The following is a 12,355-nucleotide window of genomic DNA, read 5'->3' on the forward strand; positions in this document are numbered from 1 at the left end:
CGGATTCGTTTTCCCCTCAGGAGCCTGCCAATGGATGCGCAAACCCTTCGAGCCCACGCATTCAAAGCGCTGCATGAGCGCGCAGGGGCGTTTGTCATGCCGAACCCGTGGGATGCGGGCTCGGCGAAAATGCTCGCCAGTCTAGGCTTTGAGGCGCTGGCGACAACGAGTGCCGGGTATGCTTTTTCTCAGGGCCGCCCCGACGGTGGATTGAACCTGGGCGAGACCCTGATCAACGTTCAGGCGATTGTCGCAGCGACCGACCTGCCGGTGGCCGTGGACTTGGAAAACGGATTTGCCGACAGTCCCGCAGAGTGCGCCAACAGTCTGCTGCGCGCTGCTGCCGTCGGTGCCGTAGGTGGCTCGATTGAAGATGCCACCGGGCGCGAAGACAGCCCGATCTACTGCTTTGAGCACGCCGTTGCCCGGATCGAGGCCGCCGTTGCAGTCGCTCGCCGTTTGCCTTTCGCCTTCACGCTGACTGCCCGAGCCGAGAATTTCCTGCACGGTAATCCCGATCTGGCCGATACCCTGCGCCGTTTACAGGCGTTCGCTGAAGCCGGGGCCGACGTGCTGTATGCGCCTGGTTTGCGCAGTGCCGAAGAGGTCTTGGCGGTGGTGCGCGCGGTGGCGCCCAAGCCTGTCAACGTGCTGATGTCCGGCGGCCTCAAATTGACTGTCGAGCAGTTGAGCGAAATGGGGGTTAAACGCATCAGTGTCGGGTCGTCGCTCGCGCTGGCAGCGTATGGCGAGTTCTTTCGCGCGGCCGAAGAGATCCAGAAGTCGGGGACGTTTGGGTTTACCGCTCGGTCAATGCCCTTTCAACAGGCCAATCAATTGTTCAAAGCCTAAAGAGTCAAAGGCTGAAGAGACGGTTTCGGGTGCTCGGTGTCGCGAAGGGTCAAGCGGCGATGCGCAGGTTCTGTAGAACGATCGGGCGCGCCCAGCCGGTATCGAAATCGAAATGCTTCTGCTGCTCCACCAGTTCTTCAGGCGAGAACGGCGGGAGTGGCTTGTCCAACAAATGCAGTTCGAATTCGGCGATTGGCAGGTGCAGTGGACGCGGTTGCGGTGCCGGGCCGGCTTCTGGAGCAGGCTGGCCAGCGTTGAGCACGATCGGACGTACCCAGCCACTCTCAAAGTTCTGTTGCTTCTGCTGAGCAGCGATTTCTTCTGGCGGGAACGGCGGGAAGGGTTTGTCAGCCAGGTCCATTTCGAACTCGGCGATCGGCAGGAACAGAGGCTCAGGAGGCTTGACCTCGGTTTCTTTTACATCGCACTCACGCTGGGAAACGATGTGCGCCAGCAGATCGCTGCCGACAGTCGGTTCGACAGGGCTGTCGAGATCGACCGGTGGGAAAGTGCCGCAGGCAGGCGCAACATCGCTCGACTGTTCGGCCAGGGCCTGGGCAAAGAAATCTTGCCACAGGTGACTGACGCCGCTCAGTGCTTGGGAGTTTCGCAGACCATAATCGCCATAACGCGATAGATAGCCTACGGATGTGCGTTGAATGTCTGACATTTTTCTCGGTCGACGCTCAGCTCTGGCAATATGCTCGATAGTTTTGTTATCGGCCGTTTTTGCCGATCATTAATTTTTTGAGCGTGTTTTCCCATGATTGAGCAACCTGCGGCCTGCCGCATTCACGTCGAGGCCTTGAGCACGACCTTTCAACCGCAGGCCGAGCAATGGGCCGAACGCCTGGGGTTGCCGTTGCAGGTTGATGACGGCGAGTTTGCCTTACAGGTCGGTGAGCAGGGTTTGCAGCTGCAACAGCTGGGTGCTGATGCGCCGGGGCCGGTGCGGGTGGACTTCGTTGAGGGCGGTGCGGCGCATCGTCGGTTGTTTGGCGGTGGCACGGGGCAAATGATTGCCAAGGCTGTCGGTGTCGCTCAGGGCGTGCGCCCGCGCGTGCTGGATGCGACGGCCGGGTTGGGCAAGGATGCTTTTGTGCTGGCCAGCCTGGGGTGCGAGATGAGCTTGATCGAACGGCAGCCGCTGATCGGCGCGTTACTTGAGGATGGTCTGGCCCGTGGCGCGGAAGATTTCGACGTGGCACCGATTGTGGCGCGGATGCGCTTGCTCAAAGGTAATTCCATCGAGCTGATGCGTAACTGGGAGGGCGAGCCACCGCAGGTGATCTACCTCGACCCGATGTTTCCTCATCGAGAGAAAACCGCGCTGGTGAAGAAGGAAATGCGCCTGTTCCGGCCCTTGGTCGGCGATGATCCGGATGCTCCAGCGTTGCTCGAAGCGGCACTGGCCTTGGCCAGCCACCGGGTGGTGGTCAAGCGCCCGCGCAAGGCGCCCTGTATTGACGGGCCCAAACCGAGTCATGCACTGGATGGAAAATCCAGCCGGTATGACATTTACCCGAAGAAGGCGCTGAAGTCCTGATACCGAGTCGCGAAGACGCCCGACCAGACAACCCAAATCTATCAGGCTGTCTCAGGCCGATAAGCGCGCATAAACAACCCGACTACTTCCAACACATGGCGCTCGGCCGCCTCGCCGGTCAGCGGCTCGCCGCAGCCATATAGCAGCCGAAAATTGGCCGCGCCCTTGAGCAGGCAAAAAAAGTGCTCGGCGGCATTGCGCGGTTTATCGATGCTCAGGGCACCACTCAAATCGATGTTCATCAGCAGCCGCTCCATGCCATTCAGCATGCGCTGCGGCCCAGCTTCGAAGAAGATCAGCGAGAGTTTTGGGTCCTGGCTGCCGAGGCTCATCATCAGCCTGTGCAAGTTCACCGATTCGTCACTGTTGATCAATTGATGAAAGCCACGTGCGATGTTCAGCAGCACCGGTTCTACGGCGATCCCTTCTGGCAGTTCGAAAAATAGTGGCGGTAATTGCTCCTCGCACTTGGCGACCACGGCGGCGGAGAACAGTGTTTCCTTGTCGTCGAAGTGGCTGTAAACCGTCAGCTTCGATACACCAGCCTCGGTCGCCACCGCATCCATGCTGGTGCTCGCGTAGCCATGGTTCAAAAACAGTGTTTTCGCCGCGTCGAGGATTGCCTGGCGCTTGGCCAGATCCTTGGGGCGTCCTGGACCATTGGATGTTGAAAGATTGTTCGACATTCTTCGCTTTAATACTGGACTGGTGAGTTTGCTATTAATAACATACCGGCCAGTATAATTATTCCAAGCACCATTAGCGAAAGGTCCTTCACCATGTTCCGCTATGCCTTGTCCCTCGCGTTGCCAGTCAGCCTGGCTTTTTTAGTGTCTGCGTGCGGTCATGAAGAGGCGGCGCAAGTGACCGTGCGACCGGCCATGGTGGTGCAACCGCTGCCTTCGGCCAGGGCGATGGAAAGCTACCCCGGTGAAGTCCGTGCGCGTTATGAGCCTGACCTGGCCTTTCGCATTGGCGGTAAAGTCAGCCGCCGATTGGTCGAGGAGGGACAACGGGTCAAGGCTGATCAACCGTTGGCCGAGCTAGATCCTCAGGACGTGCGCCTGCAACTGGAAGCTGTTCGCGCTCAAGTCACTGCCGCCGAGGCCAACCTGAGCCTGGTTCGCGCCGAGCGGGACCGGTACAAAACCCTGATGGACCGCCAAATGGTCAGTCGCTCGCAGTACGATAATTCCGAAAATCTCTACCGCTCAGGTGAAGCACGCCTGAAGCAGGTCAAGGCTGAGTTCAATGTCTCGACCAATCAGGCCAGCTACGCTGTATTGCGTGCGCCTCAGGACGGGGTGGTAGCTAAACGCTCGGTAGAAGTTGGCCAGGTGGTGGCCGCCGGGCAAACCGTATTTACCCTCGCCACCGATGGCGAGCGCGAAGTATTGATCAGCCTGCCGGAGCAAAGCGTTGGCCGCTTCAAGGTAGGGCAGCCGGTGTCGGTGGAACTCTGGACCCAGCCCGGCCAGCGTTTTAACGGGCGTATCCGCGAACTGTCGCCGGCCGCCGATGTAAAAACGCGGACCTTTGCTGCACGTATTGCCTTCACTTCCGGTCAAGTCCCGGCGGAACTTGGCCAGAGCGCTCGGGTGTTCGTCCAGAGCGCCGAGTCGGTGCCGTTGTCCATCCCGTTGTCGGCTTTGACCGCCGAAAACGGTGCCACTTATGTGTGGGTGGTCGGTGCCAACAACACGGTGAAAAAGGTGCCGGTGCGGGTCGGGGCCTTTGGCGAGAGCAGCGTGCCAGTGTTCGAGGGCTTGAACGCCAGCGATTGGGTGGTGGCCGCGGGTGTTCACGTGCTGCACGACGGGCAGCAAGTGCGTCCGGTGGACCGCTCCAACCGCGTGGTTAATCTGGCGGAAAAGGAGTAACACCTATGGGTTTCAATCTTTCCGAATGGGCGCTGCGTAACCGCCAGATCGTGCTGTTCCTGATGCTTTTACTGGCAGTCGTTGGCGCTCTTTCCTACACGAAACTCGGCCAGAGCGAAGACCCGCCGTTCACCTTCAAGGCCATGGTGATTCGCACCAACTGGCCGGGCGCCACGGCGCAGGAGGTGTCGCGCCAGGTCACTGAGCGGATTGAAAAGAAACTGATGGAAACTGGCGAGTACGAACGCATTGTTTCGTTCTCGCGCCCCGGCGAATCCCAAGTAACATTTGTCGCCCGTGATTCAATGCACTCCGCGCAAATTCCGGACTTGTGGTATCAGGTCCGGAAAAAAATCAGCGACATCCGCCAGACGTTGCCTCCGGGCCTTCAGGGCCCATTTTTCAACGATGAATTTGGCACCACGTTCGGCAATATCTACGCCCTGACCGGTGACGGATTCGATTACGCGGTGCTCAAGGATTACGCCGATCGCATCCAGATCCAACTGCAGCGGGTCAATGATGTGGGCAAGGTTGACCTGCTCGGTTTGCAAGACGAAAAGATTTGGATCGAACTCTCCAACGTCAAGCTCGCCACGCTCGGTTTGCCGCTCGCGGCTGTGCAGCAGGCGCTAGAGGAGCAAAATGCAGTTTCGACCGCCGGGTTCTTCGAAACCAGCAGCGAGCGCTTGCAGCTTCGGGTTTCAGGGAATTTTCAGACGGTCGAGCAGATAAAAAACTTCCCGATTCGGGTTGGTGATCGCACCTTCCGTATCGCCGATGTGGCCGACGTGCGTCGCGGTTTCAATGATCCCCCGGCGCCGCGCATGCGCTTCATGGCGCAAGACGCCATCGGTCTGGCCGTGGCCATGAAAGACGGTGGCGACATTCTGGTCCTGGGCAAAGCGCTGGAAGTTGAGTTCGAGCGGATTCAGAAAAATCTTCCGGTCGGCATGCAGCTGCGTAAAGTCTCGGACCAGCCTGCCGCGGTCAAAACCGGCGTTGGCGAGTTTGTCCAGGTGCTGGTGGAAGCGCTGGTGATTGTTTTGCTGGTGAGCTTCTTCTCCCTCGGCGTGCGGACCGGCATGGTGGTCGCGTTGACCATTCCGCTGGTGTTGGCGATAACCTTCGCGTGCATGTACTTCCTGGGAATCGGCCTGCACAAGATTTCCCTTGGCGCTCTGGTGCTTGCCCTCGGTTTGCTGGTGGACGATGCGATCATCGCTGTGGAAATGATGGCGATCAAAATGGAGCAGGGTTTCGACCGGATCAAAGCCGCGAGTTATGCCTGGACCAGCACCGCGTTCCCGATGCTCACCGGCACACTGATCACCGCCGCCGGTTTCCTGCCGATAGCCACTGCACAATCGGGCACGGGTGAATACACCCGCTCGATCTTCCAGGTGGTGACACTCGCGCTGCTGGCATCGTGGGTTGCCGCCGTGGTTTTCGTTCCGTATCTGGGGGAAAAACTCCTGCCGGACCTGGCGAAAATTCATGCGGCCAAACACGGTACGGCTGACGGTCACCCCGACCCCTATGCCACGCCTTTCTATCAGCGGGTCAGACGTTTGGTGGAGTGGTGTGTCAGGCGTCGTAAGACGGTGATCGTTTTGACGGTGATGTTGTTCATCGCCTCGGTCGTCCTGTTCCGTTTTGTGCCGCAGCAATTTTTCCCGGCGTCGGGTCGGCTGGAGTTGATGGTCGATCTGAAACTCGCCGAAGGTGCCTCCCTGAGTAACACCGCCGAAGAGGTCAAGCGCCTCGAAGGGCTGCTGAAGGACCACGCAGGCATCGATAATTATGTGGCCTACGTCGGCACCGGTTCTCCGCGCTTTTACCTGCCACTGGATCAGCAACTGCCAGCGGCGAGCTTTGCCCAGTTTGTCGTTCTGGCCAAGACTATCGAGGAGCGCGAAACCCTGCGGGTCTGGCTGATCGAAACCCTTAACGAACAATTTCCGGCCCTGCGCTCGCGGGTTACACGCCTGGAAAATGGCCCTCCGGTTGGCTATCCCGTGCAGTTCCGGGTGACCGGTGAGCACATCGAAGAAGTCCGCGCGCTGGCGCGCAAAGTCGCGGCCAAAGTGCGTGAGAACCCGAAGGTGGTCAACGTCCACCTGGACTGGGAAGAACCGAGCAAAGTGGTGTACCTGAACGTCGATCAGGACCGTGCGCGGGCCTTGGGCGTGAGCACGGCAAACTTGTCGAAATTCCTGCAAAGCTCCCTGACCGGTTCCAGTGTCAGTCAGTACCGGGAAGACAACGAATTGATCGAGATTCTGCTGCGCGGCACTGTGCATGAACGCACCGAGCTGTCCTTGCTGCCAAGCCTGGCGGTGCCGACCGACAGCGGTAAAAGCGTCGCGCTGTCGCAGATCGCGACCCTTGAGTACGGCTTTGAAGAAGGCATCATCTGGCACCGCAACCGTCTGCCGAACGTGACAATTCGTGCTGATATTTACGGGCAGGAACAACCGGCGACCCTGGTGCAGCAGATCATGCCGACCCTCGATCCTATTCGCGCTGAACTGCCGGATGGCTACTTGCTGGAGGTCGGCGGTACGGTGGAAGACTCGGCGCGTGGGCAGAATTCGGTGAAGGCCGGTGTGCCGCTGTTCATCGTCGTGGTGTTGACGTTGCTGATGCTGCAACTGCGCAGTTTCTCACGCACGGCCATGGTGTTTCTGACCGCGCCGTTGGGGCTTATCGGCGTGACGTTGTTTCTGATGGTGTTCCGTCAGCCATTCGGCTTCGTCGCCATGCTCGGGACCATCGCCCTGTCTGGGATGATCATGCGTAACTCGGTGATTTTGGTGGACCAGATTGAGCAAGACATCGCTGCGGGGCTGAAGCCGTGGCAAGCGATTATCGAGGCGACGGTGCGCCGCTTCCGGCCGATTGTGCTGACCGCGCTGGCCGCGGTGCTGGCGATGATTCCACTGTCACGCAGTGTGTTTTTCGGGCCGATGGCGGTGGCGATCATGGGCGGTTTGATTGTGGCTACCGCGTTGACGCTACTGTTTTTGCCGGCGTTGTATGCTGCGTGGTTCCGGGTCAAAAAAGACGTGGCCTGATCTTCTGTCAGGGTTTGTTACCAAGGGTGCCTCCTACACCCACCGATCGTTCCCACGCCTATGCGTGGGAACGATCATCTGCGGTTTAGAGCGTACTGAAGACTTTCTTGGCGAGGCTGGTGGCCGCTGCCGCCGGGTTCTGGCGGATGGTTTCTTCCTGCTTGCCAATCATCTCGAACAAGCCATTCAACGCTTGTTCGGTCACGTAGTTTTCGATGTTGGCGTTCTTTGCATCCAGTACACCCAGCGTAGCGGCCTGACCGGCGAACGAGTTGTACTGTTTCGCCAGGCCAACCTGATCGGTGGCGTGTTTGACGATGGGTAGGAATTTGACGCGGATCTGCTCGCGGCTCGATTTGTCGAGGTACTGGGTGGCAGAGTCTTTGCCGCCGCTGAGAATGCCCTTGGCGTCGGCCACGCTCATCTTTTTCACTGCATCCACGAGAATTGGCTGAGCCTGCGTCACGGCGGTTTCCGCCGCCTTGTTCATGCTGGTTTCCAGCTGTTCGACCTGATCGCCCATGCCGAACTGTTTCATTTTGTTGGCGACTTTACCCAGTTTGCCCGGCAGTTCGATTTTCACCTGCGGGTTGTTGCTGAAACCACCCGGCGTGCCAAGTTGTTTCACCGCGATCTGCGCACCTTGGGTCAGTGCATCCTTTAGGCCTGCGGTGGCGTCGCTTTGCGACAGGTCACTGAGGGACAGGGCCAAGGCACTGGCAGAAATCATCAAGCCTGCGCACAGGCCGGTGAAGCGAAGGGTAGGGCGGAGCATGGCTGCTTCCTTGTTCAAAAGCGGAATTTAGCGGACGGTATCGACGCGGATTTTCAGCGGTTGCGGATCGTTGCCGTCGAGTTGCACGGCGTGGTTTTCGGTGGTGATGAACATCAACTCGCCGTTGACTTCGATCCGCGCGCTAACCGAGTAACGATGGCCGGGTTTGATCTGCGCGGGATCGTAGCTCAAATGAAACGGCAGCGGCACCTGGCCTTTAACCGGGCCTTTTTGTTCGTCAAGGACTACGGCTGGCGCATCGGCCAGGGACACGTCCCGCAGGCTCACGCGCAGGGTCGCCGTTGGCGGCAGGGCGATGCGTTGCAGGTAGAACACTTCGCCGTCGAGGCTGGTTTTGGCGGTGGGGTGCATGGATTGGCAGGCGCCCAGCAAAGCGCTCATGGCCAATAAAGAGAATTTTTTCATTGCGGATCTCCGTATCGAAGGCGCCAGAAGAATCCTGGCACCCCGGGGAATTTAGCGGATTTTGCGCGGGACGTCGAAACTGAAGTCACTACGGGTAAATAAACGTCGATGAGTAGAGGAATAACCTCGTATTAGTCTTTAAATCCAAAGGGGGCCAAGACGGCAATATCAGGAGACACGGAAATAGTCTGGCCATATCTGTTTTCCATGCCTTTCAATGTATAGCGTTTTCCGGGAACAGCTTGAGCTGGATCGTAATTTAAATAAAAGGCAGAGGCTGTTTCTTCATCACACTGTATTCGTACAAGTTCTGCGTCCGGCTCATTGTACTCATGGGCGCTAATGGATACCGCTTGCTCACGCTCAATGGTTTTCGGCGGTTGCGCTTCGACATAGAGTTGTCCAATAGGGCTGAGATGAATTATCTGCCGATGGGGCGCCTTAGCGACGGTGACGAAGTAATCCAGGTCCAGCAATAATGGGTTGCGATTATGCGTCAATTGAATGTTGACCTGGTATTTGACACTCACGTCCACATACTTGTGTTGGAAAGAGAAGTTCCATTGGCCATCCGCGATAGTGGGTTGGCTCCAGTTCATCACGTTTATGGGGCGGGAAGCATTGATGACTTGAATGTTGATTCGAGTCTCACAGTCGCCATCATTTGGAACTAAATAGTCAGGTGGTAACTTGAAAGTCAGGGTGATGCTGGGGTTAGGGTTCATCGCGATATCCTTATCGTGATAATGGAAAACCCAAATCTATCTTTTAATTAACTACCAGGGAAGCATTCATCTCGCCTTGGTAGTTGTCGAAAAGTTTCAACTAGTTCGAATCTGCCGCATCTTCACTGCGATGCAATGCCACTTGGCGGATCGATAAACGAATCTCCGCCGGTAATACGCGTTTGGCCGCGCCTTCGGCCAGTTCGCCGAGCAGTTCGTGATAACTCAGTTTGCCAGCCTCATCGCGTTTGAGAACCTCAAGGTCCAGCAGGGTCTGGATGAAGTGGCGGAACAGGCTCTTGTCGAAAAATTCCGGGGCGTTGAGGCCATGCAGGATCGAAAGGCGTTGGGCCATGACCGTACACAGGTCTTCCAGCTCTTCGGCGCTGAGGCTGTTCTGGCCGCTGTTGAGCAGTAGGGACACGGACATGTAGAAGCGTTGCAGGGTCTGGGCGATGCTTTTCGACAGTAGCGTCAACAACACGAAGTGCCGTGAGCTTGGCGCCGGACGCACGTATACCTCGTTTTCGAAACGCAGCAGACCTTTTTCGACAAAGGCTTCGAGCCATTGATCGACGACGGCATCCAGTTCGTCCATCGACCAGCGAATGAACAGCTCCGCTTGCAGGTACGGATACAGTGCGCGGGTATAGCGCAGGATCTGCTCGCGGCGCATGCGTGAGGCGCTCTGGAAGAAACTCGCCAACAGTGCCGGCAACGCAAAGATGTGCAGCACGTTGTTGCGGTAATAGGTCATCAGCACGGCGTTCTGTTCGTCCAGGTACAGAATCTTGCCCAACGCATCGCTTTGCTCGGACAGCAGGTCCATGTCCTTCACATGTTCGATCAGCGCGCGCCCGTCGCCTTCCGGCAACGTCGTATGCGGCGAGTAAGGCACTTTGCGCAGCAGCGCGAGATACAGGTCGAGCACCCGCGCCATGGCGCGATCATCCAGCGCCAGACGGCTGGTTGACAGCAGCGCGAGGGCCACCAGGTTGACCGGGTTGATCGCTGCCGCTTCGTTCAGGCGCTGTGCGACTTTCTCGCTGAGGCGGTGAGTGGTTTCGTTGAGCCAGTGCGGTTTGAACTGTGGGCCAAGTTCCTGTTGGCGCCAGTCCGGTTGTTCGCTGTCGAGGAATTCTGCCAGTTTGATCGGTTCGCCGAAGTTGACCGCGACTTGGCCGAAGCGCTGCTTGAGGGCGCCGATGACTTTGAATATGTCGAAGATCGATTCTTTTTTCTTGCTCGCGCCACGCAGTTCGCCGAGGTAGGTCCGGCCTTCCAGCACACGCTCGTAGCCGATGTAGACCGGAATGAAGACGATCGGCATGCGTGAAGAACGCAGGAAGCTGCGCAGGGTGATCGCGAGCATCCCGGTTTTCGGTTGCAGCATGCGCCCGGTGCGCGAGCGCCCGCCCTCGACGAAGTACTCCACCGGAAAGCCTTTGGTGAAGAGGGTGTGCAGGTATTCGTTGAACACCGAGGTATAGAGCGGGTTGCCTTTAAAGGTGCGGCGCATGAAAAACGCGCCGCCGCGTCGCAGCAGGCTGCCAATCACCGGCATGTTGAGGTTGATCCCGGCGGCAATGTGCGGCGGTGTCAGGCCGTTGCGGAACAACAGATAGGAAAGCAACAGGTAATCAATGTGGCTGCGGTGGCACGGCACATAGATCACTTCGTGACCTTGGGCGACTTCTTGTACGCCTTCGATATGGTTGACCTTGATGCCGTCGTAAATCTTGTTCCAGAACCAGCTCAGTACCACTTCCAGAAAGCGGATGGCGGTGTAGGTGTAGTCCGAGGCAATCTCATTGCCGTAACGCAGGGCCATTGCCTTGGCTTTTTCGGGCGAGATTTTTTCGCGCTCGGCTTCATCGAGAATGGCTTGTTTGACCAGTGGCTGATTGAGCAAGCCTTTGACCAGGTTGCGGCGGTGGGAAATATCCGGGCCTATGACCGCAGCTTTGAGGTTGCGAAAGTGTACTCGCAGAATGCGCTGTGCCATGCGCACGGTGCGCTCGTGGCCTTTGTTGTGTTCGATCAGTTCGCGCAGATGGATCGGCGCCGAGAACTGCACACGGGTTTTACGCCCCAGTACGATGATGCTCAGCAAGCGGCGCAGACGGCCGGTGACCGCCCAACTGTCGGCGAACAGCAGCTTCCACGGGCTCGATTCGCTGTCCGGTGACTGGCCCCAGAACACGCTGACCGGAATGATCTGCGCGTCTTCGGCGGCGTTCTGGCTCAACGTGCCGACCAGCCGTGTCAGCGTTGGCGGCGCGCCGCGCTTGTCCTGACGCCCTAGCCAGTCGGGATCTGGGGTCAGGTAAAAGAACGCGGCGGGCTCCAGCAAATTACCCACTGCCACTGGCAGCACCGGACGCGGCAGGCCGGCCTTGGAGCACTCGGTGTCAATCACGGCGAGTTCGGTTAGCGAAGGATTTTGCAGGACGTAGAACACCGGACGACTGCGGTCGAGGTTGAGGGTAAACGACGACTGGTTGATCGTCTCCGAGCGAACCCAGAGGTAAAGCAGTCGGCGCAGGGTGCCAAACACAAGACGGCGGAACGGGGAGCGGGTCATACGGCTTCTGCGTGAGTGAATAAAACCGAGCAAAGGCTCAGGCGGTCGATAGTGTGCCGTATTCCCCGAAAATCGGCAAAAAAGCACCTAACCAATCTGTAGTTGTGTGTTTTTGTGCCTGTCATATACTCGCCCGCTCAACAATAAAAAGAAGAGGGGTAACGACACATGACAACGCGCGAAACCGGCAATGTGAAGTGGTTCAACGATGCCAAGGGTTATGGCTTCATTCAGCGCGATGACGGTGTGGACGTGTTCGTACACTACCGCGCAATTCGTGGCGAAGGGCACCGTTCGCTGGCAGAGGGGCAGCAGGTTGAATACGCCTTGGTGACCGGCGATAAGGGTTTGCAGGCTGAGGATGTTGTAGGTCTGTAAACCGATTATTCGGATCACACATAACCCAAGGAGCGAGGCTTGCCCGCACTGGCGCTTAAGCTTCGCTCCTGTGCGGTTATTGTGTTTCCAGTCACGCTATTTTCAGCCCATC

The 12,355-nt window shown here is 58.0% G+C and carries 11 protein-coding genes; 5 read left to right on the top strand and 6 right to left on the bottom strand.

Annotated elements, in window-relative coordinates; translation table 11 throughout:
* The first annotated feature begins 30 nt into the window (after window positions 1-30).
* Window positions 31-852, top strand: a complete 822-nt coding sequence (locus tag RHM68_RS05145) for an isocitrate lyase/phosphoenolpyruvate mutase family protein (RefSeq protein ID WP_322220847.1) — start codon at window positions 31-33, stop codon at window positions 850-852.
* Window positions 853-901: 49 nt separating this feature from the next.
* Here RHM68_RS05145 and RHM68_RS05150 read toward each other — a convergent pair whose 3' ends face one another.
* Window positions 902-1,522 carry an energy transducer TonB gene (locus RHM68_RS05150; protein ID WP_322220848.1) on the bottom strand — a complete coding sequence of 207 codons (621 nt, stop codon included), beginning with the start codon at window positions 1,520-1,522 and terminating at the stop codon, window positions 902-904.
* Between the two features lie 93 nt (window positions 1,523-1,615).
* On the opposite strand from RHM68_RS05150, the gene RHM68_RS05155 reads away from it, so the two are divergent.
* Complete coding sequence (locus RHM68_RS05155; RefSeq protein ID WP_416195225.1) at window positions 1,616-2,398, top strand: class I SAM-dependent methyltransferase; 783 nt, start codon at window positions 1,616-1,618, stop codon at window positions 2,396-2,398.
* A 41-nt stretch (window positions 2,399-2,439) separates the two neighbouring features.
* On the opposite strand, the gene RHM68_RS05160 is transcribed toward RHM68_RS05155, so the two are convergent.
* The gene (locus RHM68_RS05160; RefSeq protein ID WP_322220849.1) at window positions 2,440-3,084 is read right to left on the bottom strand and encodes a TetR/AcrR family transcriptional regulator; all 645 of its coding nucleotides are present in this window, start codon (window positions 3,082-3,084) and stop codon (window positions 2,440-2,442) included.
* Window positions 3,085-3,177: 93 nt separating this feature from the next.
* Between RHM68_RS05160 and RHM68_RS05165 the strand changes: the two genes are divergently transcribed.
* Both RHM68_RS05165 and RHM68_RS05170 read left to right on the top strand, forming a co-directional pair.
* Window positions 3,178-4,278, top strand: coding sequence for an efflux RND transporter periplasmic adaptor subunit (locus tag RHM68_RS05165; protein WP_322220850.1), 1,101 nt, complete (start codon window positions 3,178-3,180; stop codon window positions 4,276-4,278).
* Between the two features lie 5 nt (window positions 4,279-4,283).
* On the top strand, window positions 4,284-7,355 hold the full coding sequence (locus RHM68_RS05170) for an efflux RND transporter permease subunit (protein ID WP_322220851.1): 3,072 nt from the start codon (window positions 4,284-4,286) through the stop codon (window positions 7,353-7,355).
* A gap of 85 nt (window positions 7,356-7,440) precedes the next feature.
* Here RHM68_RS05170 and RHM68_RS05175 read toward each other — a convergent pair whose 3' ends face one another.
* The 4 genes from RHM68_RS05175 to plsB form a co-directional block, all read right to left on the bottom strand.
* Window positions 7,441-8,130, bottom strand: coding sequence for a DUF4197 domain-containing protein (locus RHM68_RS05175; protein WP_322220852.1), 690 nt, complete (start codon window positions 8,128-8,130; stop codon window positions 7,441-7,443).
* A 27-nt stretch (window positions 8,131-8,157) separates the two neighbouring features.
* Entirely contained in the window at window positions 8,158-8,556 is a 399-nt protein-coding gene (locus RHM68_RS05180; protein WP_322220853.1) for a YbaY family lipoprotein, read from the bottom strand.
* Between the two features lie 131 nt (window positions 8,557-8,687).
* Window positions 8,688-9,281, bottom strand: coding sequence for a hypothetical protein (locus RHM68_RS05185; RefSeq protein WP_322220854.1), 594 nt, complete (start codon window positions 9,279-9,281; stop codon window positions 8,688-8,690).
* A 100-nt stretch (window positions 9,282-9,381) separates the two neighbouring features.
* Window positions 9,382-11,865, bottom strand: a complete 2,484-nt coding sequence (gene plsB / locus RHM68_RS05190; protein WP_322220855.1) for a glycerol-3-phosphate 1-O-acyltransferase PlsB — start codon at window positions 11,863-11,865, stop codon at window positions 9,382-9,384.
* 168 nt (window positions 11,866-12,033) lie between these two features.
* Between plsB and RHM68_RS05195 the strand changes: the two genes are divergently transcribed.
* A complete protein-coding gene (locus tag RHM68_RS05195; protein WP_322220856.1) occupies window positions 12,034-12,243 on the top strand; it encodes a cold-shock protein in 210 nt (69 codons plus the stop codon).
* The last annotated feature ends 112 nt before the right edge of the window (window positions 12,244-12,355 follow it).

This window comes from Pseudomonas sp. DC1.2 (assembly GCF_034351645.1).
Classification (GTDB): domain Bacteria; phylum Pseudomonadota; class Gammaproteobacteria; order Pseudomonadales; family Pseudomonadaceae; genus Aquipseudomonas.

Coding starts and splice junctions, on each gene's coding strand:
- RHM68_RS05145 (WP_322220847.1), top strand. CDS start 31: ATGGATGCGCAAACCCTTCGAGCCCACGCATTCAAAGCGCTGCATGAG.
- RHM68_RS05150 (WP_322220848.1), bottom strand. CDS start 1,522: ATGTCAGACATTCAACGCACATCCGTAGGCTATCTATCGCGTTATGGC.
- RHM68_RS05155 (WP_416195225.1), top strand. CDS start 1,616: ATGATTGAGCAACCTGCGGCCTGCCGCATTCACGTCGAGGCCTTGAGC.
- RHM68_RS05160 (WP_322220849.1), bottom strand. CDS start 3,084: ATGTCGAACAATCTTTCAACATCCAATGGTCCAGGACGCCCCAAGGAT.
- RHM68_RS05165 (WP_322220850.1), top strand. CDS start 3,178: ATGTTCCGCTATGCCTTGTCCCTCGCGTTGCCAGTCAGCCTGGCTTTT.
- RHM68_RS05170 (WP_322220851.1), top strand. CDS start 4,284: ATGGGTTTCAATCTTTCCGAATGGGCGCTGCGTAACCGCCAGATCGTG.
- RHM68_RS05175 (WP_322220852.1), bottom strand. CDS start 8,130: ATGCTCCGCCCTACCCTTCGCTTCACCGGCCTGTGCGCAGGCTTGATG.
- RHM68_RS05180 (WP_322220853.1), bottom strand. CDS start 8,556: ATGAAAAAATTCTCTTTATTGGCCATGAGCGCTTTGCTGGGCGCCTGC.
- RHM68_RS05185 (WP_322220854.1), bottom strand. CDS start 9,281: ATGAACCCTAACCCCAGCATCACCCTGACTTTCAAGTTACCACCTGAC.
- plsB (WP_322220855.1), bottom strand. CDS start 11,865: ATGACCCGCTCCCCGTTCCGCCGTCTTGTGTTTGGCACCCTGCGCCGA.
- RHM68_RS05195 (WP_322220856.1), top strand. CDS start 12,034: ATGACAACGCGCGAAACCGGCAATGTGAAGTGGTTCAACGATGCCAAG.